The sequence below is a fragment of the Janthinobacterium paucivorans genome, assembly GCF_051380805.1.
GTDB lineage: Bacteria > Pseudomonadota > Gammaproteobacteria > Burkholderiales > Burkholderiaceae_D > Janthinobacterium > Janthinobacterium lividum_D.
This window is the reverse complement of record NZ_JBNYXR010000004.1, coordinates 110,134-135,544: the sequence shown is the minus strand read 5'-3', so window position 1 is coordinate 135,544 and position 25,411 is coordinate 110,134. Positions and strand designations below refer to the sequence as shown.

Sequence of the window (25,411 nt, the reverse complement as noted above, 5' to 3'; positions counted from 1 at the left end):
TACATCGATCAAGCAGGATAGACCATGAACGAAGCCTTTATCTGTGACGCAGTACGCACTCCCTTTGGCCGCTATGGCGGGGCACTTTCCAGCGTGCGCGCGGACGACCTGGGCGCGCTGCCGATTGCCGCGCTGATCGCCCGCAATCCATCCGTCGACTGGTCCGCCATCGACGACGTGTTCTACGGCTGCGCCAACCAGGCGGGTGAAGACAACCGCAACGTGGGCCGCATGGCCGCGCTGCTGGCCGGCTTGCCCGCCGAGGTGCCCGCCAATACCATCAACCGTCTGTGCGGCTCCAGCCTGGACGCCGTGGGTCTCGCTGCGCGCTCCATCAAGGCCGGTGAGGCGCAACTGATCATCGCCGGCGGCGTGGAAAGCATGACGCGCGCGCCTTTCGTGATGGGCAAGGCTGACAGCGCCTTCTCGCGCGCGGCGAAAATCGAAGACACGACCCTTGGCTGGCGTTTCGTCAACGGCAAGATGAAGGCGCAGTACGGCATCGACACCATGCCGGAAACGGCGGAAAACGTGGCCATGGAATTTGGCATCAGCCGCGCCGATCAGGATGCCCTGGCGCAGCGCAGCCAGCAGCGCTGGGCTTCAGCGAACGCCGCTGGCGTCTTCGATCGCGAAATCGTGCCTGTCGCCGTGCCGCAGAAAAAAGGCGAGCCGAAGATGGTGACGATGGATGAACATCCGCGTCCCGATACTTCGCTGGACATGCTGGCGAAACTCAAGGGCGTGGTCAAGGTGGATGGCACGGTCACCGCTGGCAATGCCTCGGGCTTGAACGATGGCGCTTGCGCAATTTTGCTGGCCTCGGCCGCCGCCGTGGATAAATACAAATTGACGCCACGCGCAAAAGTGCTGGGCATGGCCACCGCTGGCCTGGCGCCGCGCATCATGGGCTTTGGTCCTTCTCCAGCCTCGCGCAAGGTGCTGGCACAGACGGGTCTGAGCATCGAGCAGATGGATGTGATCGAATTGAATGAAGCGTTTGCGGCGCAGGCGCTGGCCGTCACGCGCGACTTGGGCCTGGCTGACGACGCGGCCCACGTGAACCCGAATGGCGGCGCGATTGCCATCGGCCATCCGCTGGGCGCATCCGGTGCGCGCCTGGTGATGGCGGCCCTGAACCAGCTGGAACGAACGGGCGGGCGCTATGCGCTGTGCACCATGTGCATCGGCGTGGGGCAGGGTATTGCTGTCGTCATTGAACGCGTATAAACGAGTAAAAACAAAGTAAAAATACAAAAGGCGCAGGCTCATAAAAAAGCGCCAACCCTACATTGACCGTAGTGCCAACCTGGTGGAGACCACAATGATTGCCAATATTTTCAAGAAAACCCTGATCGCCGGCGTGCTGGCCATGTCCGCCGCAGGCGCGTATGCGGCCGATAATATCAAGATCGGTTCCGTGCTGTCGGTCACGGGACCAGCCGCTTTTTTGGGCGATCCGGAGCTGAAAACCCTGCAACTGTATATTGAGAAAATCAATGCCGCTGGCGGCGTGCTGGGGCGCAAGCTGGAACTGGTGCACTACGATGATGGCAGCGACGCCGCCAAGGCCAACGGTTTTACCAAGCGCCTGATCGAGTCCGACAAGGTCGATGTGCTGATCGGCGGCACCACCACCGGCGCGACGATGGCGATGGCACCGCTGGTGGAGCGCGCCAGCATACCGTTCATTTCGCTGGCGGGCGCTGTGGTCATCATCGATCCGGTAAAAAAATGGGTCTTCAAGACGCCGCATACGGACCGTATGGCGGCCGAGAAGGTGTTCGAGGACATGAAGAAGCGCGGCATCAGCAAGGTCGGCCTGCTGTCGGAAACGAGTGGCTTCGGCGCCTCGGGCCGCAAGGAATCGCAGATCGTCGCCTCGAAATATGGCATTACCCTGGTGGCCGATGAAACCTACGGGCCGAAAGACACGGACATCACGGCGCAGCTCACGCGCATCAAAAATACCGCCGGCGTGCAAGCCGTATTCGTCTTCGGCCTGGGCCAGGGGCCGGCGGTGGTGACCAAGAACTACGGCCAGCTGGGCATGTCCGCGCTGCCGCTGTACCAGTCGCATGGCGTGGCGTCAGACGAGTATCTGAAATTGTCGGGCAAGGCCGCCGAAGGCGTGCGCCTGCCGACGCCAGCGCTGCTGATCGGTGCCATGCTGCCCGATAGCGACGCGCAAAAGGCCATCGTGGTCGGCTACGACAAGACGTATAAAGAGCGCTACAAGATCGATCCGTCGACCTTCGGCGGCTATGCGCTCGATGCCCTGAACCTGTCTGTGGATGCGATCAAGCGCGCCGGGGGAACGGAGCGCGAAAAAGTGCGCACGGCACTGGAGCAGACCAAGGGTTTTGTCGGCACGACCGGTGTCTTCAACATGTCGGCCAAGGACCACATGGGCCTGGACCTGTCGGCGTTCCGCATGGTGGAAGTGAAGAACGGCGAATGGCAATTGTCGAAGTGATGTTCGAAATAATGTAAGCCAGAAGTACCCGCGCGGGCTGCCCTCGAAGGCCGTCCGCGCACAGCCGAACATAATGGAGACACCATGGAAGTCGCTCAATTTCTGCAATTTTTGTATTCGGGGATGACGGTCGGTTCCGCCTACGCGCTGGCGGCGCTGGGCTTTACCATCATCTACAACACCAGCGGCGTGATCAACTTCGCCCAGGGCGAATTCATCATGCTGGGCGGGATGCTGGCCGCCGTGATGTCGGCCGCCGGCGTGCCGCTGCCGCTGGCCATCATCCTGGCCGTCATCGCTACGGGCTTGGTAGGCCTGTTGATGGAAAAAACCGTGATCGAACCGGCGCAAAATGCACAGGTCATCACCCTGTTGATCATCACCATCGGCGCCTCGCTGGTGCTGCGAGGCCTGGTGCAAATCTGGCTGGGCAAGGATACGCATACGCTGCCTGCCTTTTCCGGCGATGCGCCGATCGAATTTTTGGGCGCCAGCCTGCTGCCGCAAAGCCTGTGGGTGCTGGGCGTGACGGTCGTCATCGTGCTGGTGCTGGGCTGGTTCTTCGGCCGTACCTTGATGGGCAAGGCCATGCTGGCCACCTCGCACAACAAGCTCGCTGCGCAACTGGTGGGCATCAACACGCGCAAGGTGCTGCTATTTTCCTTCGGCTTGTCAGCCTTGCTGGGCGCGGCGGGCGGCATCCTGGTCGCACCGATCACCTACACCTCGTATGACGCCGGCATCATGCTGGGCCTGAAAGGCTTTGTCGCCGCCGTACTCGGTGGCCTCGGCGGCGGTGCCGGTGCGATTGCCGGTGGCCTCATTCTCGGCATTGCCGAAGCCATGACGGCCGGCTACATCTCCTCGGCCTACAAGGACGCCGTGCCTTTCGTGCTGATCCTGCTGATCCTGTTCTTCCTGCCGCAAGGCTTGTTTGGCGCCAAAAACTCGGAGCGTGTATGAAGACGCAGTTGCGCACATTCTTTACCCGCTCGCGCCACGGCGGCTTGCTGTTGCTGGCGCTGGTGCTGGCCATCCTGCCGCTGTTCTTCACGAATGCGTTCTACTATGACGTTGCGATCCGCATTGCGCTTAACGCCATCGTCGTTATCGGCCTGAATCTCCTGATGGGCTATACGGGCCAGATCAGCCTGGGTCACGCGGGTTTCTACGGCCTGGGCGCGTATGCCTCGGCCGTGCTGACCACGCACTACAGCTGGCCACCGCTAGCTGCCCTGGCGGCAGGTGCCGTCGCCACAGGCTTGCTGGCGCTGCTGCTGGCGCGCCCCGTATTGAAGCTCAAGGGCCACACCCTGGCCATGGCGACTCTGGGCCTGGGCATCATCATTTCCATCGTCATCAACAACGAGACGCAATGGACGGGCGGCCCCGATGGGATAGGTGTGTCCGCCTTCACGCTGGTCGGCCTGGAAATCGCCGGTGAGAAAGCGTGGTACCTGGTCTGCGCCGTACTGCTGTTACTGGTCACCTGGCTGGCCCTGAACCTGATCGATTCGCCCGTCGGGCGCGCACTGCAGGCCATCCACGGCTCGGAAGTGGCGGCCCGCGTGGTGGGCGTCGATACTACGCGCTTCAAGGTGCGCGTGTTCGTGCTGTCGGCCGTCATTGCCAGCATCGCAGGAAGCATCAGCGCTCATTACATCGGTTTTATTACCCCCAACCTGTCCGGCTTCTTCCACTCGATCGAGCTGGTGACGATGGTGGTGGTCGGTGGCATGGCGTCGATCTTCGGCTCCATCATCGGGGCGGCCCTGCTGACGATTTTGCCGCAGCTGCTGTCAAGTTTTGAAGGCTGGGAAACGGTGGTCTTCGGCGTGATCCTGATGGCCACCATGATCTTTATGCCCAAGGGGCTCGTACCTAGCCTGGCCAGCCGTTCGCGCAAACGGGCAGGAGTGCCGCAGGCACCCAAAGCCCCCGACGGCGCGGAAAAACTACCGGTGCAGGAGGCATGAAATGCTGACGATTAATAATCTGAGCAAGAGTTTTGGCGGTGTGCACGCGGTGCAGGATGTGAGCTTCACCGTCAAGCAGGGCAATATCCACTCCGTGATCGGTCCCAATGGCGCCGGCAAGACGACCTTGTTCAATTTGATCACGGGTGTGTATACGCCGAGCAAAGGCCAGATCTTGCTCAATGGCGAGAACGTGGCCGCCATGTCGCCCGATGCGCTGGCGCGGCGCGGCATGAGCCGCACCTTCCAGAATCTGCAGGTATGCATGAATATGACGGCCATCGACAATGTGATGGTGGGCGCGCATTTGCGCCTGAACCAGAACCTGTTCGCCTGCATGCTGCGTTTGCCGTCCGTGCGTCGCGCCGACGCAGCTTGCCGCGACGAGGCGGCGGGCCTGATGGAGTTTGTCGGCGTAGGTCGGCATATCGATGACGAGGCGGGCCAGATGTCTTATGGTGCGCTGAAACGTCTGGAAATCGCCCGCGCGCTGGCGGCCAAGCCGAAGGTGCTGCTGCTCGATGAACCGGCCGCTGGCCTGAACCACACGGAGACGGGCGAGATCGAAGCCTTGATACGCAAGGTGGCGCAATCGGGCGTGACGGTGGTGCTGGTCGAGCATGACATGAAACTGGTGATGAACCTGTCGGACCATATCCTGGTGCTCGACTATGGCAAGAAGCTGGCCGAAGGGACCGCCGCCGAAGTGCGCGCCAATCCCGACGTGGTGGCGGCGTATTTGGGAGTGGCTGCATGAAGCACGAAAAAAATCAGGAAAAACCTCAAACACCGCTGCTACTCGATATCAAAGGGCTGACCAGTCATTATGGCCGTATCCAGGCCCTGCACGGCATCGACCTGCAGGTGCGCCAGGGGCAACTCGTGGCGCTGGTGGGTGCCAATGGTGCCGGCAAGACGACCTTGCTGCGTGCCATCTCTGGCGTGCAGCCGATCAGCGCCGGCAGTATTGTCTTTTCCGGCGAGGACGTCAGCCGCATGAGCGCCGACAGGCGCGTGCGCGCCGGCATTTGCCAGGTGCCGGAAGGGCGGCAAGTGTTCGGCCCCATGACGGTGGAAGACAATCTGCGCCTGGGCGCTTTTACACGCCCCGCGCAGGACGTGGCGGGCGACATGGAGCGCATGTATGGCCTGTTCCCGATTTTGAAGGAAAAGCGGCTGCTGCTGGCCGGGACCTTATCGGGCGGGCAGCAGCAGATGCTGGCCATGGCGCGCGCACTGATGGGCCGTCCACAACTGCTGCTGCTCGATGAACCGAGCATGGGCCTGGCGCCGCTCCTGATCGCGGAAATCTTCCGCATCGTGGCCGAACTGCGCGACCAGGGCATCACCATCTTCCTCGTCGAGCAGAACGCGCACGCCGCCCTGTCGATCGCCGACGTGGGCTATGTGATCGAGACTGGGGCGATCATCTTGTCCGGCCCCGGTCCCGAGTTGCTGCACAACGAGCAAGTACAAAGCGCCTACCTGGGTATGTGAAGACGTAGGTCGGATTAGCGCTTGCGCGTAATCCGACATCAGCCGCTACGGCTGGCAATAATGTTTTGGAGAGCAACATGGTCAAAGTCTACGAAATCAATGGCGTCACCCCCGTCGTCCACCCCAGCGCTTATGTGCACCCGTCAGCCGTGCTGATCGGCGACGTCATCGTTGGCCCGCGCTGCTATATCGGCCCGCTGGCCTCGATCCGTGGCGACTTCGGTCGATTGATCCTGGAAGAGGGCGCGAACTTGCAGGATACCTGCGTCATGCACGGCTTCCCTGGCTGCGACACGGTGGTCGAAGTCGATGGCCATATCGGCCATGGCGCCGTACTGCACGGCTGCCGCATCGGCCGCAATGCGCTGGTGGGCATGAACGCCGTGGTCATGGACAACGCCATCATCGGCGCGGAATCCATCGTCGCGGCCATGAGTTTCGTCCGCGCGGGCATGATCGTTGCGCCGCGCAGCATGGTGGTGGGCACGCCGGCCAAGATCATCCGCGCGCTGACAGACGATGAAATCAAATGGAAAAGTTCGGGCACGGGCCAGTACCACGAACTTGCCGTTCGCTCGATGCAGACGATGCGCGAGGTGGACGCCCTGACGCAAGTCGAGGCGAACCGCCAACGCCTCAATTTTGAATCCGCACTGCCGCTACACCTGCACAAGAACGCCGCAGCGCAATAAACAATATGGGCGTAGGTCGGATTAGCGGGGCAGCGCCCCGCGTAATCCGACACCACACCAACGTCACCAACACCCTCGTTTTACGGAGAAACCACATGGCTCAAATATCCACCTTGCAAAGCCTGATCGCCGGCCGCTGGCTGGGCGAAAGTGCGGCGGTGCCGCTGCACAACGCTTTGAATAACCGCGTCATTTATCACACGCATGCCGAGAAGATCGACTTCGACGAAGCCGTCACCTATGCCCGCAAGACGGGTGTGCCGGGGCTCATGGCGCTGGACTTCCAGCAGCGCGCCGCGCGCCTGAAGGCCTTGGCCTTATATCTGGTCGAGCGCAAGGAAGAGCTGTATGCGATTTCGCATCTGTCAGGCGCCACGCGCGCCGATAGCTGGGTCGATATCGAAGGCGGCACGGGCACCCTGTTCGCCTACGCCAGCATGGGCAGCAACGAGCTGCCGTCGTCGAACGTGCTGCATGAAGGCCCGGCCATTGCGCTGGGTAAAAAAGGCGGCTTTGCCGGCACGCACATTCTGGTGCCGCGCGGCGGCCTGGCCGTGCATATCAACGCCTTCAATTTTCCCATATGGGGTTTGCTGGAAAAATTTGCGCCGAGTTTTCTCGCTGCCATGCCCTGTATCGCCAAGCCGGCCACGGCGACCAGTTACCTGACGCAGGCCGTCGTGCGCATGATGCATGAATCAGGCCTGCTGCCGGCCGGCAGTATTCAACTGGTGATCGGCTCCACAGGCGACCTGCTGGACCGCTTGAATGGCCAGGACTTCGTCACGTTTACAGGATCGGCCGCTACGGCCGCCAAGCTGCGCACCAATCCGAACCTGATCGCCCAGTCCGTACCCTTTAACGGCGAAGCCGATTCGCTCAATTGTGCCATCCTGGCGCCGGACGTCACGCCCGAGGACATGGAATTTGACCTGTTCGTCAAGGAAGTCGTGCGAGAAATGACGGGCAAGTCGGGCCAAAAATGCACGGCCATCCGCCGCATCATCGTGCCTGAGCACCTGCTGGATGCCGTCGGCACGCGCTTGCGCGAACGCCTGGCCAAGGTGGTGGTGGGCGACCCGTCCATCGAAGGCGTACGCATGGGCGCGCTGGCCTCGAAGGAACAGCAAAGCGATGTGGCGGAGCGTGTCGCCACGCTGTCGCAGCATAATGAGGTGGTGTTCGGCGCGGCCGACGGCTTCAATCCGCTTGGCGATGGTGCCCTTGACGGCAGCTTCTTCTCGCCGACCTTGCTGCTGTGCCGCGATGCCTTCGCTAACGACGCCGTACATGACGTGGAAGCGTTTGGTCCCGTCAGCACCATGATGGGCTACCACGATATCGACGCAGCGCTGGCTCTCGCCGCGCGCGGCAAGGGTAGCCTGGTGAGCACCCTGGTGACGCGCGATCCGAGGATCGCTGCGCGTGTGGTGCCGCAAGTGGCGGCCACGCATGGCCGCGTGCACGTGCTCGAGCGCGTGGCTTGCGTCGATTCGACCGGCCATGGTTCGCCATTGCCACAATTGAAGCACGGTGGCCCTGGCCGCGCAGGCGGCGGTGAAGAGTTGGGCGGCGTGCGCGCCGTGCGCCACTATCTGCAGCGGGCTGCGGTGCAAGGTTCGCCGACCATGCTGGCGGCGATCACGGGCGAATACGTGCGCGGCGCAGATGTCAATGAAAGCCCGATCCATCCGTTCCGCAAGCACTTCGAAGACTTGAAGACGGGCGACTCGCTGCTCACGCACCGCCGCACCGTCAGCGAAGCGGACATCGTCGCCTTCGGCGGTATCTCGGGCGATTTCTTCTATATGCATTTCGACGAAATCGCGGCCAAGCAATCGCAGTTCGGCAAGCGCATCGCCCATGGCTACTTCGTGCTGTCGGCCGCTGCCGGCCTGTTCGTCTCGCCCGGTGTCGGCCCGGTGCTGGCCAACTATGGCCTCGATAACCTGCGCTTCGTCGCGCCCGTCGCCATTGGCGACACCATTCGCGCCCGCCTGACCTGCAAACGCAAGGTTGACCGCAACCGCAAGGACGTGTTTGGCGTGGGCCAGGGCGTGGTGGCCTGGGACGTGCAGGTGAGCAACCAGAATGAGGAACTGGTCGCCAGCTACGACATTTTGACCCTGGTATCGAAGCGTGAGTAAACGTTAGCAAGCCCGAACCTGCGCCGCCTGCGCCGTCCGAGTTTTTCACCTTGAGCCAGTATACGGATTCGGCCGGCAAGGCGCTCTTCAGGCCGGCTTGCTGCCGGCAGGGACGAGCACTGGCAGCCTGCCGCGTTAGATGCGTTATGGACGTTATGCGCGCTGGGCAAATGTGCCCGCGCCGCTGACATGACGAGGCAAATGGCTGTCGAACAGGTCGATGCCGGGCATACAGCTAATTGTTTATTTAGTTATTAAAATATATATTGAAAAATGTGAAAATTACAATGAAAGTGTGGTTTTTCCGGCCTGCTCTTTAGACAAAATCCTCTAGAAAGCATGTTTTTTCGGTAAAAAATGGCAAAATCGGTAATTGCCTTAGGAAAACTTTTCAAAGTAGCGATTTTCTCTGTAGCATGGGCTGGCTAAAAGGTCACATCGCCAGTCACGCCATGCTCAGCGACGGTGGTGCAAAAAAGGACCCGGTCCGTGATGGCCGGCAAGCCATCGGCCACGAGCCTAATTCCACGATTAACATTCTTTGCTACGGGTATTTAATTACTATGAATAAACACGTCCTGATTTTTCTGCTGGCCATGCCTCTGGCCATCAGCCATGCCTATGCCGAAGATGCTGCCAGCGGCCCGACCGTCAAGATCAGCGGTTTTGGTACCGCCGCGCTGACCGTGGCCGATACTGACAACGCACAGTTCGCGCGTCCGAATCAGGCTGCTGGCGCGGGCCGCACTGCCCGCACCGGCGTCGATTCCAATCTGGGCTTGCAGGCCAATGTCACAGTCAATCCATGGCTGTCGGCCACCGTGCAAGGCTTGGTGCGCAAGGATGGCGAGGATGATTTCGGCGCCGAACTGGCATGGGCCTTCGCCAAGGCCAAGGTGTCGGACAGCTTCAGCGTGCGCGTCGGCCGCATGGGCCTGCCCGTGTTCATGATTTCCGATTACCGTAACGTGGGCTATGCCAACACCATGCTGCGTCCACCGGGCGAAATGTATTCGCAGGTGCCGCTCAACAGCATCGACGGCATCGACGGCACTTACCAGTTCAGCCTCGGTGACACCAACATCACCAGCCAACTGGCACTGGGCCGTACCAAGGCTACCCTGGCCACCGGCCCCAACTCCACCGTGCATGTGGAAGGCAAGTCCATCGTCGCACTCAATCTGGTGGCAGAACATGGCCCCGTGACCCTGCGTTTCGGTCGCGCCGAAACCAAGCTGACCATCAATGATTCCGCCAGCCAGAATGCGCTGATGGAGGGCTTGCGCGCCGCCGGTGCTGGCTACAAGTTTGCCCAGTTGGGCGTACTGGCCGATGCGCTGGAGGTGAAGAACAAGAAAGCTTCGTTTACTTCCATCGGCCTGGGCCTGGACTGGAACGATATCCTGGTGCAGTCCGAGTACGCCAAGCGCAAGACGGATAGTTACGTCAGCGACAGCACCTCGTGGTATGTGATGGCGGCCTACCGGATCGGCGCCTTTTTGCCGTATTACAGCCATGCCAGCCTGAAGGCTGATGATCGCGTGAACAACACCGTACCGGCAGCTTGCCCGCCCGGCTATCCTGCCGCTTGTACGCCGACCTTGCGCGCGCTGTCGGCCGGCGTCAACACCATGGCTTACACACGCAATCAGCTGGAGCAATCGACGGACAGCATTGGCGTGCGCTGGGACTTCCACCGCTCGGCGGCGTTGAAGGTACAGATCGACCGCATCAAACCTAAGAACGGCCAGGGCTTGTTTGTACAAGCCAAGCCAGGTTTCAGCGGCCCCGTGACGGTGGTTGCCGCCGCCATCGATTTCGTTTTTTAAGGAGCGCAGCATGAAACCATTTATCTTGCATGTAGCTACCCTGCTGGCCTTGTCGATTAACGTTCCCGCCATGGCCGAAGTGGTCGTGGTGGTCAATGCCAAGAGCGCTGCTGGCGCCATGACGAATGATCAGATAGCCCAATTCTTTCTCGGCAAATCGACGGCCATGACGCCGATCGACCAGCCGGAAGGCGCTCCCGTGCGCGCAGAGTTCTACAAGAAGGTGACGGACAAGGAACCGTCGCAAGCGAAAGCCCTGTGGTCCAAGCTGGTTTTCACGGGCAAGGCGACCTTGCCGAAGGAAGTGGCCAATAGCGCAGAGGTGAAAAAGGCCGTGGCTGCCGATCCGAAAGCCATCGGCTACATCGAGAAGAGCGCGCTCGATGGCACGGTGAAAGCGGTGCTGACCACGCCATAAAGCAGTAGCGACGGCATGCCCTGGCGCATGTCGTCTTTTGCACCAGATAACATCAGGAGACAGCAATGAGCATCAAACGCAAGATATGGGCGCTGCCTGTCGTCTCGGCCGTAATTTTTGGGCTGGGTCTGGCCGTCAGCGCTTATCTGTCGACGGCCGCGCTCAATTCCATCCACGCCACCGAAAGCGCCGACTATCCCGTGCTTGACATGGCCAAGTCGCTGACCCTGGATGTGGTCGCCGTCGGTGACGCCCTGCGCGATGCTGTCAGTGAAGGCGACAAAGAGCGTATCGGCCAAGTCGGCGGCCAGGCAGTCAAGCTGCGCGCCAAGCTGGGTGACTTTGCGGCGATTGCCGGCCAGCGCGAGCATGGCCAGCGCCTTGCCAAGGAATTCGATGCCTACTACGCGCCTGCGCTGAGCGCAGCGCGCATCATGCTGGAAATGGAAGAGGGCGATCCGCAGGCGACCGTGGCGCGCATGCAAGTCGCGCTGGCGGTGCTCAACAAAGATCTGGCGAAGACTAACGAAGAGGCGCAATTGCAGTTCAAAGAGGGCATAGAACGCAGCGCGGCCAATGTGCGCCATGCGCTCAATACCAGCATCGCCGTGGCGCTGGCCGTGATCGTCTGTCTGGTGGCTGTGTCGCATTTCGTCGTGCGCGCCATCTGGCAGCAACTGGGTGGTGAACCCGAATATGCGCGCCAGATCGCGCGCGCTGTTGCCGACGGCGACTTGTCCATGCAGATCGTCACCGAAGCGGGTGACCATGGCAGCCTGCTGGCGGCACTCAAGGACATGCGCGCCAAATTGGGTGGCATGGTGTCCGACATCAAGGCGTCGGCCGAAACCATCCAGGTGGCCAGCGCCGAAATCGCACAGGGCAATGCAGACCTGGCCGCGCGCACGGAATCGCAGGCGGGTAGCCTGGACCAGACGGCGCGCAGCATGGACAGTCTGACGACGACCGTGCGCGACAACGCCGCCAACGCAGGACAGGCGCATGAATTGGTGGTGTCGGCATCCGCAGTGGCGGTCAAAGGTGGGCAAGTGGTCAGCCAGGTAGTGAGCACCATGGGCGAGATCAACGATTCATCCAGACGCATCGTTGACATCATCGGCGTCATCGATGGCATCGCCTTCCAGACCAATATCCTGGCTCTGAATGCGGCCGTGGAAGCGGCGCGCGCTGGCGAGCAGGGGCGCGGCTTTGCCGTGGTGGCCTCCGAAGTGCGCAACCTGGCGCAGCGCAGCGCGGCCGCGGCGCGCGAGATCAAACAATTGATCGGCGATTCGGTGGCGAAAGTAAATGTGGGCTCGAAGCTGGTCGACGAGGCGGGGCTGACCATGGGCCAGATCGTCGATTCCGTGAAAAAAGTGGCCGACATCATGGCCGAGATCAGCGCAGCGAGCCAGGCGCAAAGTGCAGGCATTGGCGATATCGGCGTGGCCATCGGCAATATGGATCAAATGACGCAGCAAAATTCCGCACTGGTGGAAGAGGCGTCGGCAGCGGCCGAATCACTGCAGGATCAGGCCGTGCAACTGGGCACGGCGCTGGCCGTGTTCAAGCTGGCGCAAGGTAGCCTGGAACCGATCGCCAGCGTGCCGGTGGGACGGCGGCTTGGCTTGTCGAGGGCGGCTTAGGCCTGCAGCCCGAACGGATCGTCGATGCTGCGCGCCGGTTCGGTGAACCAGCGTGGACCGTTTTGCGTCATGTAGAAATGGTCTTCGTGACGTATGCCGAATTGCCCAGGGATGCAGATCATCGGTTCGTTCGAGAAACACATGCCGACGTCGAGCGGCGTGGTGTCATTTCCCACCAGGTAAGGCCATTCGTGGATATCGAGGCCGATGCCGTGGCCCGTGCGGTGCGGCAGTCCCGGCAGCTTGTAGCCCGGGCCAAAGCCGTCCGCTTCCAGCGACGCGCGCGCGGCGCGGTCCACGTCGCCGCAGGGCACGCCCAGCTGGGCAGCGGCGAAGGCGGCTGCCTGCGCTGCCTTTTCGCTATTCCATACGCTGCGCTGGCGCTCGCTGATGGCGCCAAACACATAGGTGCGCGTGATGTCGGAGATGTAGTTCATCACCTGGCAACCCGTGTCGATCAACACCGTGTCGCCCGCTTTCAACGTTTGCACATAGTTCACGCCATGCGGGTAGGCGGTCGCTTCGCCGAACAGCACGATGCAAAAATACGAGCGCGGCGCTCCCACTTTGCGGTGCGCTCGCTGGATGAATTCTTCCACTTCCAGCGTCGTGATGCCTTCATGCAGCATGCTGGCCGTAGCTACGTGCACGGCCAGGGTCATGTCCATCACGCGCTGCATGAGGGCGATTTCCGCCTGTGACTTGCGGCTGCGGCAGTACGCGGTGACGGCGCGTGCATTTTCCAGCGCGTAGCCGGCGGCCAGTGGCGCGATGCCATCGTAGATGAAGAAGGCGGCGCTTTCGCAGATGCCCACGCGTGGCCGCTGGTGCGCGTCCTGCGCCACTCCCATGCGCGCCAGCACATCGACGAACAGCTGGTAGGGACTTTCATGCTCTTCCCAGCAGTTGACACGGCCTTCGACCAGCATGAAGCCTTGCAAGGTAGTTTCCTCGAAGGCGGGGGCAATGTATTCGATCTCTCCGCTGGCCGGCACGATGGCACCGACCATGCGTTCGCTGGCATACCATTTGGTGCCCGTGAAATAGGTGAGGTTGGCGCCCGCGTTCAGGTAGATCGCGGCGATGCCCTGTTCGCGCATGAAGGCTTGCGCCTTGGCGATGCCTTGGGCATGTTCGTCCTTGCTGATAGCAAGCATACCGCCCGTCATGTCTGACAGCGATGCCAATGCCTGTTCTATGGAAGTGCCACCTATGCTCATGCAAGCTCCTTTGCTCGATGCTGAATTTGGAATGCGGGCATGATATCAGTTCGCAGTTCGCAGTTCGCAGTTCGCGCCTTTCGGCTTGAAGCTGGCTGACGGCCGTGAGCTTGCGCCTGGCACCTTGCATCCGAGCCTTGCTCTAGCCCTGGCGTGGGACCGCATCAAGCTGATCAACATTATCTGTACTTACACGGAGCTGACCCTGCTGCTGGAAGCGTCGCAGACGGGTGCCGCTTATTCCGTATTGTCGAAAATCGTCGCGCAATGAAAAACGCCCCGCTTGCGCGATGCAGCGGGGCGCTTGCGCGCGCAAGCGCGGATTATTTTTCCAGCTGGGTGCGCACGCGGGCGATCGCGGCGCGTACCTGGCGCGGCGCGGTGCCGCCCACGTGGTCGCGCGCGGCGACGGAGCCTTCCAGGGTCAGCACTTCGAATACGTCTTCACCGGTCAGCGGGGAAAACGCGCGCAGCTGGTCCAAGGTCAGGTCGGCCAGGTCGCAACCGGCATCGACGCAGGCGCGCACGGCCAGGGCCACCGCTTCATGCGCGTCGCGGAACGGCAAGCCCTTCTTGACCAGGTAGTCGGCCAGGTCGGTCGCCGTGGCGTAGCCTTGCAGGGCCGCCGCGCGCATCGCTTCCGGTTTCACCGTGATGCCACCGGCCATGTCGGCGAAGATGCGCAGCGTGTCGATGACGGTGTCGACGGTATCGAACAGCGGTTCCTTGTCTTCCTGGTTATCCTTGTTGTAGGCCAGTGGCTGGCCTTTCATCAGAGTCAGCAGGCCGATCAGGTGGCCATACACGCGGCCCGTCTTGCCACGCGCCAGTTCCGGCACGTCCGGGTTTTTCTTTTGCGGCATGATCGACGAGCCGGTGCAGAAGCGGTCGGCGATGTCGATGAAGCCGATGCGCGGGCTCATCCAGATCACCAGTTCTTCTGCCATGCGCGACACGTGCATCATCAGTACGGCGGCAGCGGCGCAAAATTCGATGGCGAAATCACGGTCCGAAACGGCATCGAGCGAGTTGTGGCAGACATCGTCGAAGCCCAGCGTCTTGGCCACGCGCAGGCGGTCGATAGGGAAGGTGGTGCCGGCCAGGGCTGCGGCGCCCAGCGGCAAGCGATTGACGCGCTTGCGGCAATCGGCCATGCGTTCGGCATCGCGGCCGAACATTTCCACGTAGGCCAGCATGTGATGACCGAAGGTGATCGGCTGGGCCACCTGCATGTGGGTAAAGCCCGGCATGATGGTGTCGGCATGTTGCTCGGCCAGATCCGTCAGCGCGCTGCGCAACGTCGCCAGCAGAGCGGTGATGTCGTCGATGGCGGAACGCACGTACAGGCGGATGTCGGTGGCCACTTGGTCGTTGCGCGAACGGCCCGTGTGCAAGCGCTTGCCCGCATCGCCTACCAGTTCGGTCAGGCGCTTTTCGATATTGAGGTGGACATCTTCCAGGTCCAGCAGCCATTCGAACTGGCCGGTGGCGATTTCCTGCGAGATTTGCGCCATGCCGCGCTCGATTTGCGCGTAATCGGCCGGGCTGATGATGGCTTGCGCATGCAGCATTTCCGCATGGGCCAGCGAACCTTCGATGTCGAACAGCGCCAGGCGCTTGTCAAAAAATACAGAAGCTGTGTAACGCTTGACGAGGTCCGAGACCGGTTCGGAAAACCGGGCCGACCAGGCTTCGCCCTTTTTGGAGAATTGATCAGTCATGAAAGAAGTCCTTTAGTGTGGGGCGATTATAAACAAGGTTGGCCGGCGGTAGGGCTTTTAGGGGCTTGCAGGGCGCTGAAATGGTCAGCAATGGGGCTGGCAAGCCTCAAATGTCACGCTGCGGGCGCTATTGCGCGTTTCATCCCTTCTTTTTGTATTCTGTCCCGCGAAGTGCGCGTTTTGTCGCAAGCCGATGGTGATTCCAGGAGCATCGGCCTACAGTTCAAGCATTGCAGGACAAACGGCAACGCCCCTTAACCTGAAGGAAAATAACATGAACATCATGAAAAACATGGAAGCCATCTTCGTTGCCATCATCGCCATCGCCGCTGCCACCAGCCTGGCCACTGCCGCCGTGCCGAAGTTCCGTGCTGCGCCGTCATCGATCGCTGCCAGCGCCGATCAAGCTACCATGCACACCGTCCATGTCAGCGCCAAGCGACTGACTGCGCAAGAAAAAGCCGCACTGTAAGCACGGCCAGGAAATGCAGGTAGTACGGGCAGGGCGGCAGCAGTAGTGCTACACAGCAACGCCTGGTCGGGCGTAAAAAAGGCCATGCGCACTGGGTGTCGTCATGGCCGGGATTTTTACTGCCAGTGCATCAGGCAGGGGGGAATCAGGAGTAGCAGTGCGAGCGCCAGGTAAATCAGTTGCAGCGGAATCATCCACTTGGCCCAGGTAATCCACGGCACGCGCGCCAGCGCCAGCACGCCGACAGTGATGCCGGAGGTCGGGATCATCGGTGTGGTGAATTCGCCGAACTGGAAAGCCAGAATGGCGGTCTGGCGCGTCACGCCCACCAGGTCCGCCAGCGGCGCCATGATGGGCATGGTCAGCGCAGCCTGGCCGCTGCCAGAATGGATGAAGAAGTTGATCACCGACTGCATGAAGAACATCTTTTGCGCGGCAAAGACAGGGCTCGACGAGGCCACCAGGGGCGTGAGCGCATGCAGCATGGTGTCGATGATCTGCGCGTCGCGCGCCAGTATCATGGTGCCGCGCGCCAGCGCAATGACCAGCGCCACGCTGACCATGTCGCGCGCGCCTTGCACGAAAGAGGCCACCAGGCTGTCCATGTCGAGCCGTCCCACCAGGCCGACGACGATGGCCATGACCAGAAACAGCGCGGCGATTTCATCGATGAACCAGTCGTACTTGACGACGCCGACGACCATCGTCAGCAAGGTCGCCATGAAAATCCACAGCACTGCGCGGTGCGTGCGGGTCATGCCGGCAAAGCTGTCCAGGTCCATCGAGTGTTCGCTGCGTTTTTCGATATCGAGCAGATAGGTCGGGCTTTTTTCCGGATGGCGCTTGATGCGCGCCGCGTACCACATCAGGAACACGATGCTGACAGCGGTGGCGATGGCCCACACGATCAAGCGGTAGCCGATACCGGAAAAGATAGGCACGCCGGCGATACCCTGCGCGATACCGACGTTGAACGGGTTCAGGAAGGCGGCTGAAAACCCCACCTGCGAGCCGATGAAGGGGATCGACACGCCCGTGATGGTGTCATAGCCCAGGGCCAGCGCCAGCGGCACGAAGATCAGGATGAAGGGGATCGCTTCTTCGTTCATGCCGAAGGTGGCGCCGCCGAGGGAAAACATGGTGAAGAAGACGGGAATGATGGCGGCCCGCACGAAGCGCGAACTGGTATGCGCCTTGGCGATGGCCTTGATCAGCGAATCGAACGCTTCCGTCTTTTGCAGCACGGCGAAGGCGCCGCCGACGATCAGCACGAAGCCGATGATCAGGCTGGCGTCGACGAAGCCCTTGATGGGCGCCATCATCAGCGCGGCCAGACCTTGCGGCTTGTTATCCACATAGTGAAACGTGCCGGGAATGATCAGCTGCTTGCCGTTGACCAGTTGCGTGTCGAATTTCCCGCCTGGCACCAGCCATGTCGCTACGGCGATCATGGCCAGGATGGCGCATAGCAGGACGAAGGTGTTGGGGAGCTTGAATTTTTTCATGGGTGTCATTTATTGGCTCAGTAGGCTACCGCCACGGAAGGCGACGGCGCCGGCGACCTTGCCGACGTTCATGCCACGCAAGACGTGGCGGTGGGCACTGCGCGCAAAGAAGACACCGGCGACGCTGCAGCGCAAGGTCGTCGTCGTGCCGCTGACGGGATCGATCAGGTCGGCCAGCGCATCGCCGGCGGCCAGCACTTCGCCCATTTCGCGCAGATACACCAGTACGCCGTGATGTGGCGCGAGGATAGGCTCCACCCCGGCCAGCGGCGTCGGCTGGCATTGCGGCGCGGGCAGGTCGTCGCCGGCGCCGGCTAGCTCCAGCACGCCCTCGATGGCGAGGAAGCGCAGCAGGGCGGTGGCATCGCGTTCTGCCAGCGCATAGCTCACTTCCACTTCGCCGCGCAATTCAATGGTACTCGACAGGCAGGCGGCGGGAATCGGATAGCGTCCCTTGAAATGTGCGTCGAGGTCCCACCACAGGCGGCTGCAGGCTTCGTCGAACGGTTCTTCGCCGGCTGCCAGTTCGAGCAGCACGGCGCGCGCGCCTAGCAGTGCGGACAGGGGCGCGATCTGCGCCGCCAGCGGCGTGCCTGTATAGATATGCAGGGCCGCTTCGTTGTCGCAATGCAGGTCAAGCACAATGTCGGCATCGATAGCCATGCCCAGCAAGGTCTTTTTCAGCGTCTCCGCATCCGTGCCCGGTCGCCAGGCAGCGACAGCGTCGCGTGCGTGCTGGCGTATCAGCGCCACGTTGGCCTTTGCATCCTGTCCCAGCTGGCCATCGAGCGTGGTTTTCAGTTCATCTGCCACGTGGCGGTAGGCGCGGTTGAAGTTGATGCCAGTGGTCAGGTCGAAGCGACCGAACGGCGCGCCATGGATGGCTTGCGCCAGGCCGATGGGATTGGCAGCCGGTACCAGTATCACTTCGCCGTGGATCTTGCCCGCCGCCTCCAGCGCCAGCAGTTCGCGGCGCAAAAATTGCGCTACCAGCATGCCCGGCACTTCGTCCGCGTGCAGCGCCGCCTGAATATAGACCTTTTTGCCGCTGCGGCTGTCAGCCGCCGCCGTGCCAAAGTGAAAGCTGCTCAACTGGCAGGATACGCTGGCGTGCGCGGTGGAGATGGGGTGCTGTCGTACTTGCATGGTGAATTCGCCCCAAAACGGAGCGCGGTTGATGGATTTCGGTCGATTATGTAGCATTATTTTCACGAAGTAAATCAATGAAAATCCTGTTACAAATAATTGTTGAGTTTTCTTTTTGATATGCGTAGAGTGAGTCGCAGCGACGCGTTTTCGCCTTTTTATCCCTTTTTCTCGATGCACAAGAACACAGGCCGCCAGTGACATGAAATCATCCGCCAGTGCTGCCCGTAACAGCTCCCGCATGCCAGTGGCCTCCACCCTGTCGTCGCCCGATGCTGCCTTCGCGCAATCGTCGCTGGGGCAAACGCTGATGCACGTGCTGACCAGCGGCTCGACTTCGCAGCGCCAGATCGCCGATTACCTGCTGCGCAACCAGATGCGCGTGACGGCGCTGGGCATCGAGGAACTGGCCGATAGTTGCCAGGTATCGACGGCCACCATCAGCCGCTTCGCGCGTGACATCGGCCAGAAGAATTATTCGGCCATGCGTGGCGCCATGGCTGAAACGCTGCAATCGCTATTGCAGCCAGTCGACAAATTGCGCCGCACGATAGAACGGCGCGTGCGCGCCACATCACCCATCACGGAAAGTCTGGAGTATGCGGCTGCGAACATCGCCGCCACATCCGATGCCCTGTCGCCGCCCGCCATGCAGGCCGTGGTGCGGCGCCTGACGCGCGCCAGGGTAGTGTACGTGATGGGTTTTGGCCTGTCGGCCAACCTGGCGGGCATGCTGGTGCAGCATCTGCAGCCGTTTTGCCCGCATGTGGTCGAAGTGGTGGGCACAGGTGGTTCGGAAGTGGCGGCCGGGCATCTGCTCAACCTGACGTCACAAGACGTGCTGGCGGTGATCTCCTTTCCCCGTTACACGCTCGACTGCATCGGCCTGGCCAGCTTCGCGCGCGACCGCGGCGCCTGCATCGTCGCGCTGACCGACTCTCCCGCGTCGCCGCTGGCCGAACTGGCCGATCACGCGCTGTATGCGCAAAGCACGCACCCTGTCCTGCCCAGCAGTGCCAGCACGGCGCTGGCCATGATCGAGGCGCTGGCCGTGGCGCTGATGGTGTCGAACAAGAAGAACGTTGAAAAAGCGGCCCGCCTGAGCGAAGTCATCGCCGCCTATCTATACGGCGGCGAGCATGGCGTGCCGGGGCCTCGGAAAGCAGTATCGAGGCAACGCAAGGCAGTACAAAAATTATGACAAAAATTAAATATAGACGATTGGGGAGAGTTTCCATGCACATTAAAAGACAAGATGGTGCTTGCGTATTGCCACGCGAATCTGCGCTGGCGCAAGGCGTGCGCCTGGCGCTGGGCGCCTTGAGCGTATCGGCGGCGCTGGGCATGCTGGCCAGCGGCGCACAGGCTCAGGAGCAGGAGCAGGCTGGGGAGCCGGCGCAGAAAAAGATGCAGCGCGTGGAGATCACGGGCTCAGCCATCAAGCGGCTGGAATCGGAGACGGCGCTGCCGGTGCAAGTCATCACGCGCGCCGATATCGAAAAGGCGGGCGTGACGACGGCAGCCGAACTGATGGCGCGCGTCTCGGCCAACGTTGGGGGCTTGACCGATGGCGCCAGCATCAACGTGGGCGGCGACCAGCGCGGCTTCAACAGCGCCAATCTGCGCGGCGTGGGCACCTCGTCCACGCTGGTGCTGCTCAATGGCCGGCGCATGGCGAACTTCGCCTCGCCCGGCGACGATGCGGGCGTGGACTTGAATAACATCCCGGCCGCTGCCCTGCAGCGCGTGGAAGTGCTGCTCGACGGCGCTTCGGCCCTGTATGGCACGGACGCCATCGGCGGCGTCATCAATTTTATAACGCGCAAGGATTACCAGGGCGTGGAACTGAACGCTTACGGCAGCGGCACGCAGGAGGGCGGTGCCGGCAAGCGCACGGCCAGCATCACGGCCGGCACGGGCGACCTGGCTGTGGATGGCTACAATATATTTGCCGTGCTCGACCTGCAAAAAACCGACCGCCTGAACACCTCGCAGCGCAAGTTCATTCCGAACCTGCATGTGCCGGAACGCCTGGGGCATTTGCTGTCCAGTTACACCAGTCCGGCGAATATTCGCCTGAGCCGCGACCAGCGCGACTACCTGCAGGAAAAGGGCTTCCTGCTAAATGGCCAGCCGATCACGAATCGTTTGATCAATCTGTCGATTCCAGGCTGTAGCGGACCGGCCAATGTGTACCTGCCGGCTGGAACGGGTGGTGTCGATGCATGTACCTATAACTACATGGGCGACACCGAACTGTATCCGAAAACGGACAAGCAGAATCTACTGACTCGCGGCGTCCTCAAGTTGAACAACGATCACCAGCTGTATGCGGAGGTGGCGTTGAGCCGCTCGCGCAGCTATTACGTGGGATCGACAGCGCGGCCAGACGGCGAAATCGACGCCAGCATGGTGCCGCAGTTGAACGCCGTCGGCTTGACTGGCACGCTGGCCCTGCGCATACGCCTGAACGAAGCTGGCATGCGCACCAGCGAATTGACCAGCGAAAGCCAGCGTTATGTAGTCGGCGCCACTGGCACTGTCGGCGGCTGGGATTACGATGTGGGCTTGAATCACAGCGTCAACGTGGTCAGGGACAAGGACACGCACGGCTACTTACTGGCCGACCAGCTACAGAAGGGCATCACGGATGGCACCATCAATCCATTCGGCCCGTCTGGCGCGGCCGGCAAGGCGCTGCTCGAGAGCATCCAGGTCAATGACGAAGTACGGCATGCGCGCGGCGTCATGGATGCCCTGGATTTCAAGGTATCGCGTGCCTTGATGCCCATGGGCGGTGGCGACATGGCGCTGGCCGTGGGCGGCGAAGTGCGCCGCGAGCGTACGGATTTCCGGCCATCCGCATTGTTGATGAGTAATAATATTACCAACGATGAAGCGCCAGAAGGGGGCGTGACCACTAGCGACAGTCGCAATGTGCAAGCCGTCTACGGCGAATTGCTGCTGCCGTTTACCAAGCAATGGCAGGCGCAGTTGTCGGGCCGCTACGATCACTACCAGCAGGTCGGTGGCGCCCTCAGCCCCAAGGTGGGCCTGACCTATCTGCCCAGCAAGCAAGTGCTGATGCGCGCTTCGGCCGGCAAGGGCTTCCGCGCGCCGTCGATGTCGGACCTGCACCGTCCTACCGTCTACAGCAGCACGGCGACCTTGCCGGATCCCGTGCTGTGCGCCACCGTGGACAACAATTATGCCGATTGCGCGCAAAACTGGGACACGCGCCGCTACAGCAACGATAAGCTGAAACCGGAGCGCAGCCGCCAGTTCTCGGCCGGCATGGTGCTGGAACCGAGCCAGCACTGGACCTTCAGCTTTGATTACTGGAACATCAAGCGCACGGACCTGATCAGCGAAATCGGCGACGATATCATTCTGGGCAAGCTGGCCAAATACGGCGACCTTGTCCACCGCAACGCTGACAATGAAATCGACTATATCGAGCTGCGCAAGGAAAACCGCGGCGCGCAAAAGGCTGCGGGTCTCGATATTACGGCCGATCTGCATGGCGTGAAAACAGCGTGGGGGCGTTTTGGCGGACACCTGAGCGGCACCTATGTGCTCGACTCGAAAATCCAGACCAGCCCGGGAGACGATTTCATCAGCAATCTGAATGCCTTCGTCACGGATGGCGTGGTACAGCGCTGGCGCCATACGATCACGCTGGACTGGGATAACGGCGCGTATTCGGCCAGCCTGTCGAACACCTATTCGAGCGGCTATGCTGACCAGAATTCGGCCATCAACACGGACGACGGCAGCGTCGTCAAGCCGAACCGGGTGAAGGCCTACACGCTGTGGGACATGTCGGCTGCGTATGCGGTCAGCAAGCAGTTCAAGCTGCGCGCGGGCATACAGAACCTATTCAACACCAGCCCGCCCTACTCGAACCAGGCGTACTTTTTCCTGTCTGGCTATGACCCCAGCTATTCTGACCCGCGTGGCCGGCGTTTCTATGCCAGTGCCAATTACAGCTTCAAATAGGGCCGAAGAGCAGGAGATACCGCAATACCGCTGTCACATGCAGACGGTAATATCGTTTTCGATGGAGTTGGGTTGCAAGCAGCATAGGCAGCAAGGGCGCGCGCCTGTATCAACAAGCGTGCGCCACTTTTCTTGTATTCGAGAGGCATCATGAAATCATCTTCAAGCCTGTATCAGACCTTCCTCGCCGCGCTGCTGTTTGCGCTGGCATTGTGCAGCATCCATGCCGTGGCGGCGCCTGGCGCCAGTGCCATCGGCAGCGCTCCGCAGGGCACCCTCGTCATCATCGGCGGCGGCCTGCGCGCCGACAATGCCGAAGTCTGGCAGCGCATCGTCAAGTTGTCGGGCGGGCCAGGCGCGCGCATCGCCGTGCTGGCCTCGGCCGCGATGAACCCGGAAAAATCGGGTGAAAGCATCATTAAAAAACTCAATCAATATGGTGCCGATGCCTTTTTCGTACCGCTTGCCGTCAAGCTGCCCAATCGCGATTACCGCAAGGCAGCCGAAGATCCGGCCATCGTCACGCAGATCAAGTCGGCCACCGGCATCTATTTTGCGGGCGGCGACCAGGGGCGCATCACGCAAGCGCTGCTGCGCGCGGACGGCAGCCGGACGGCCGCGCTGGAAGCTATTTGGTCGGTCTATCGCAACGGCGGCGTGATCGCCGGTTCCAGCGCCGGCGCCGCCATCATGAGCACCACCATGTTTTATGACGCCAAGCCCGTGCTGGACATGCTCAAGATGGGCGTGACAGATGGCCGCGAGATCGCACCTGGACTGGGCTTCATCGGCAGCGATGTTTTTGTGGACCAGCATCTGCTGGTGCGCGGACGCTTTGCGCGCATGATTCCCGTGATGCTGAAAAAAGGCTATCACCTGGGACTGGGCATCGATGAAAACAGCGCCATGGTGGTTGACGCCATGCGCGACGTGGAAGTCATCGGCTATAGCGGTGCCTTGCTGATCGACCTGTCGGGCGCCATCAGCGACCGTGGCGTGAAAAACTTCAATATCAGCAACGCTGCCATCAGTTATCTGGACCGGGGCGACAAATTCAATCTCGTTACGCGTGCGTTCACGCCCTCGCCGGACAAGGCTGACAACAAGCTCGATCCGAACCAGCCCGACATGCGCGAGCCGGTGTTTACCAACGATATTCTCGGCAATAACGCCGTGCTCGACCTGATGGGCAACCTGATTGACAACGCGCAGCAGGAAGCCATCGGCATCGCTTTCGGCAACCCGCGCGATCCATATCCGGACCTGGGCTTCGAGTTCCGCTTCAGTAAAACGGTCAACAGCGTCGGTTACAGCTCGACCGAGGCGGAAGCGTATTCGGTGTTGAAACTGCGCCTCGATATCCGGCCGATCCAGCTGCGCCAGCCGCTGTACCGCTACAAATAGCCAGTGCTGGCGCTGGCGCGGCGCCAGCGTGGCCACGCGGCGTTCGTCAAGGCCCGGAGCAGCCACTCGACAGGGCCATATGCATGGCCGCGCAGCCACCAGTGGCTCAGTGGCAGTTGCAGGCTGAAGATGATGACGGCCAGCGCCAGGGCGCCTAGCGGTGAGACACTGCCCATCAGCCGCAGGCCATACGCGAGAAATAGCCAGGCGCAGACGGCTGACTGCAGCAGGTAGTTCGACAGTGCCATGCGGCCCGCCTCGGCTAGCAGGGCGAACAGCGTGCCATTACGCAGGCGCCCGAACAGGGCCAGCGCCAGCGCCAGGTAGGCGCCCGCCAGCAGCGGTGCGCTCGCCAGTCCCACGGCCAGTCCCGCCACTTGCCATGCCTGGCTGTCTGCATACACCGAGGTCCACGCATAGAATGCGGCGCAGGGCAATCCCGCCAGCGCGCCGGCCCATAGCAGGCGGCGGCGCAGCGGCAGATAATCGCTGGCGTGCAGCAGCATCTCGCGCTTGCCGGCGGCCATGCCGCACAGGAACATGGCCAGCGCACAGGGCGCCTGCACCAGCAGCAAGACGATCCAGATGTCATTCAGTTCGCGCACATGCTGGGCGATGACGGTGGCCGGCGTGGCACGGTAGGCGGCTAGCGCGCTCGCCGCCTTCTGCGCCATGGACACGGCCTGCTGGGCGGCGGCGTGCGCTGGCTGCAGGCTTTGCAGCCAGGCCATGGCCCCCCAGAACCCGATGCAGACGGTGACGAGCATCAAGGCCAGCGATAGTGCCCGGCGTTCACCGCAGCGGTGCAGTACCAGCAGCACCATGCCCAGCACGGCATAGGTGGTGAGTATGTCGCCATGAAACAGAAACACCGCATGCAGGGCACCGATCAGCCACAGGCCCGCTTGCCGGCGCAGCATGCGCGGCACGAACGGCGCATTGGCGCGCGCGGCAGCCTGCATCTGCAAGGTGATGCTGTAGCCGAACAGGAAGGAAAACAAGAGATAGAACTTGGTCTCGAACAGCAGTGCGACGAGGAAGTGCGTGGCGCGGTCCACGCTGCCGTGAAATGCCGGATCGCTCAAGCCCAGGCCAAACCAGGGCGTGGCAAAGGCGCCGATATTGACCACCAGGATGCCGAACAGGGCGCAGCCGCGCAGGGCGTCGATGTCGGCGATGCGTGGGCATGGCGTGCTGGGTACATTGCTCATGGCGTCACGGCGGGCCGTGTGTTTCTCGGGATCGATGGTGCGCATGGCGGCT

At 61.6% G+C, this 25,411-nt stretch carries 21 protein-coding genes; 16 read left to right on the top strand and 5 right to left on the bottom strand.

Translation table 11 applies throughout. From position 1 onward, the window contains the following. Positions 1–24 precede the first annotated feature (24 nt). The 11 genes from pcaF (at position 25) to ACQ4V8_RS06640 (ending at position 12,681) form a co-directional block, all read left to right on the top strand. Positions 25–1,230, top strand: coding sequence for a 3-oxoadipyl-CoA thiolase (gene pcaF, locus ACQ4V8_RS06690; protein ID WP_436571117.1), 1,206 nt, complete (start codon positions 25–27; stop codon positions 1,228–1,230). A 94-nt stretch (positions 1,231–1,324) separates the two neighbouring features. Continuing rightward, positions 1,325–2,476 carry an ABC transporter substrate-binding protein gene (locus ACQ4V8_RS06685; protein ID WP_010401460.1) on the top strand — a complete coding sequence of 384 codons (1,152 nt, stop codon included), beginning with the start codon at positions 1,325–1,327 and terminating at the stop codon, positions 2,474–2,476. Positions 2,477–2,560: 84 nt separating this feature from the next. Beyond that, a complete protein-coding gene (locus ACQ4V8_RS06680) occupies positions 2,561–3,439 on the top strand; it encodes a branched-chain amino acid ABC transporter permease (RefSeq protein ID WP_010401459.1) in 879 nt (292 codons plus the stop codon). Continuing rightward, positions 3,436–4,452, top strand: coding sequence for a branched-chain amino acid ABC transporter permease (locus ACQ4V8_RS06675; RefSeq protein ID WP_070346200.1), 1,017 nt, complete (start codon positions 3,436–3,438; stop codon positions 4,450–4,452). Before ACQ4V8_RS06680 ends, ACQ4V8_RS06675 begins: the two co-directional genes overlap by 4 nt. Position 4,453: 1 nt before the next feature. Continuing rightward, entirely contained in the window at positions 4,454–5,209 is a 756-nt protein-coding gene (locus ACQ4V8_RS06670; RefSeq protein WP_010401457.1) for an ABC transporter ATP-binding protein, read from the top strand. Further along, positions 5,206–5,949, top strand: coding sequence for an ABC transporter ATP-binding protein (locus ACQ4V8_RS06665; RefSeq protein WP_010401456.1), 744 nt, complete (start codon positions 5,206–5,208; stop codon positions 5,947–5,949). The genes ACQ4V8_RS06670 and ACQ4V8_RS06665 overlap by 4 nt, the downstream gene beginning before the upstream one ends. Before the next feature lie 77 nt (positions 5,950–6,026). Next, positions 6,027–6,641, top strand: a complete 615-nt coding sequence (locus tag ACQ4V8_RS06660; protein ID WP_010401454.1) for a phenylacetic acid degradation protein PaaY — start codon at positions 6,027–6,029, stop codon at positions 6,639–6,641. Positions 6,642–6,736: 95 nt separating this feature from the next. Next, complete coding sequence (gene paaZ / locus ACQ4V8_RS06655; RefSeq protein WP_010401452.1) at positions 6,737–8,788, top strand: phenylacetic acid degradation bifunctional protein PaaZ; 2,052 nt, start codon at positions 6,737–6,739, stop codon at positions 8,786–8,788. 563 nt (positions 8,789–9,351) lie between these two features. Beyond that, complete coding sequence (locus tag ACQ4V8_RS06650) at positions 9,352–10,617, top strand: hypothetical protein (protein WP_436571116.1); 1,266 nt, start codon at positions 9,352–9,354, stop codon at positions 10,615–10,617. A gap of 10 nt (positions 10,618–10,627) precedes the next feature. Beyond that, a complete protein-coding gene (locus ACQ4V8_RS06645) occupies positions 10,628–11,035 on the top strand; it encodes a type 2 periplasmic-binding domain-containing protein (RefSeq protein ID WP_436571115.1) in 408 nt (135 codons plus the stop codon). A 65-nt stretch (positions 11,036–11,100) separates the two neighbouring features. After that, a complete protein-coding gene (locus ACQ4V8_RS06640; protein ID WP_010401446.1) occupies positions 11,101–12,681 on the top strand; it encodes a methyl-accepting chemotaxis protein in 1,581 nt (526 codons plus the stop codon). On the opposite strand, the gene ACQ4V8_RS06635 is transcribed toward ACQ4V8_RS06640, so the two are convergent. After that, complete coding sequence (locus ACQ4V8_RS06635; RefSeq protein ID WP_436571114.1) at positions 12,678–13,901, bottom strand: M24 family metallopeptidase; 1,224 nt, start codon at positions 13,899–13,901, stop codon at positions 12,678–12,680. The two genes, ACQ4V8_RS06640 and ACQ4V8_RS06635, sit on opposite strands and share 4 nt — an antisense overlap. Before the next feature lie 85 nt (positions 13,902–13,986). Here ACQ4V8_RS06635 and ACQ4V8_RS06630 point away from each other — a divergent pair, with 85 nt between their 5' ends. Then, positions 13,987–14,172: a hypothetical protein gene (locus ACQ4V8_RS06630; protein ID WP_436571113.1), complete on the top strand. Its 186-nt coding sequence runs from the start codon at positions 13,987–13,989 to the stop codon at positions 14,170–14,172. 52 nt (positions 14,173–14,224) lie between these two features. Here ACQ4V8_RS06630 and argH read toward each other — a convergent pair whose 3' ends face one another. Continuing rightward, positions 14,225–15,622: an argininosuccinate lyase gene (gene argH / locus ACQ4V8_RS06625; RefSeq protein WP_436571112.1), complete on the bottom strand. Its 1,398-nt coding sequence runs from the start codon at positions 15,620–15,622 to the stop codon at positions 14,225–14,227. A gap of 274 nt (positions 15,623–15,896) precedes the next feature. Here argH and ACQ4V8_RS06620 point away from each other — a divergent pair, with 274 nt between their 5' ends. Then, complete coding sequence (locus tag ACQ4V8_RS06620; protein ID WP_436571111.1) at positions 15,897–16,094, top strand: hypothetical protein; 198 nt, start codon at positions 15,897–15,899, stop codon at positions 16,092–16,094. Between the two features lie 116 nt (positions 16,095–16,210). Here ACQ4V8_RS06620 and ACQ4V8_RS06615 read toward each other — a convergent pair whose 3' ends face one another. Both ACQ4V8_RS06615 and ACQ4V8_RS06610 read right to left on the bottom strand, forming a co-directional pair. Beyond that, the gene (locus ACQ4V8_RS06615) at positions 16,211–17,599 is read right to left on the bottom strand and encodes a YfcC family protein (protein WP_128089141.1); all 1,389 of its coding nucleotides are present in this window, start codon (positions 17,597–17,599) and stop codon (positions 16,211–16,213) included. A gap of 9 nt (positions 17,600–17,608) precedes the next feature. Continuing rightward, positions 17,609–18,745: a succinylglutamate desuccinylase/aspartoacylase family protein gene (locus ACQ4V8_RS06610; RefSeq protein ID WP_029496680.1), complete on the bottom strand. Its 1,137-nt coding sequence runs from the start codon at positions 18,743–18,745 to the stop codon at positions 17,609–17,611. 241 nt (positions 18,746–18,986) lie between these two features. Here ACQ4V8_RS06610 and ACQ4V8_RS06605 point away from each other — a divergent pair, with 241 nt between their 5' ends. The 3 genes from ACQ4V8_RS06605 to ACQ4V8_RS06595 all read left to right on the top strand — a co-directional run bounded on the left by ACQ4V8_RS06605 (position 18,987) and on the right by ACQ4V8_RS06595 (position 24,148). Then, a complete protein-coding gene (locus ACQ4V8_RS06605) occupies positions 18,987–19,946 on the top strand; it encodes a MurR/RpiR family transcriptional regulator (RefSeq protein WP_010401435.1) in 960 nt (319 codons plus the stop codon). A gap of 35 nt (positions 19,947–19,981) precedes the next feature. Continuing rightward, positions 19,982–22,744 carry a TonB-dependent receptor gene (locus ACQ4V8_RS06600; RefSeq protein ID WP_436571110.1) on the top strand — a complete coding sequence of 921 codons (2,763 nt, stop codon included), beginning with the start codon at positions 19,982–19,984 and terminating at the stop codon, positions 22,742–22,744. Between the two features lie 150 nt (positions 22,745–22,894). After that, on the top strand, positions 22,895–24,148 hold the full coding sequence (locus tag ACQ4V8_RS06595) for a cyanophycinase (protein WP_010401431.1): 1,254 nt from the start codon (positions 22,895–22,897) through the stop codon (positions 24,146–24,148). Here the strand turns inward: ACQ4V8_RS06595 and ACQ4V8_RS06590 are convergent. Then, positions 24,139–25,404 carry a DUF418 domain-containing protein gene (locus ACQ4V8_RS06590; protein ID WP_436571109.1) on the bottom strand — a complete coding sequence of 422 codons (1,266 nt, stop codon included), beginning with the start codon at positions 25,402–25,404 and terminating at the stop codon, positions 24,139–24,141. The two genes, ACQ4V8_RS06595 and ACQ4V8_RS06590, sit on opposite strands and share 10 nt — an antisense overlap. Positions 25,405–25,411: the final 7 nt, after the last annotated feature.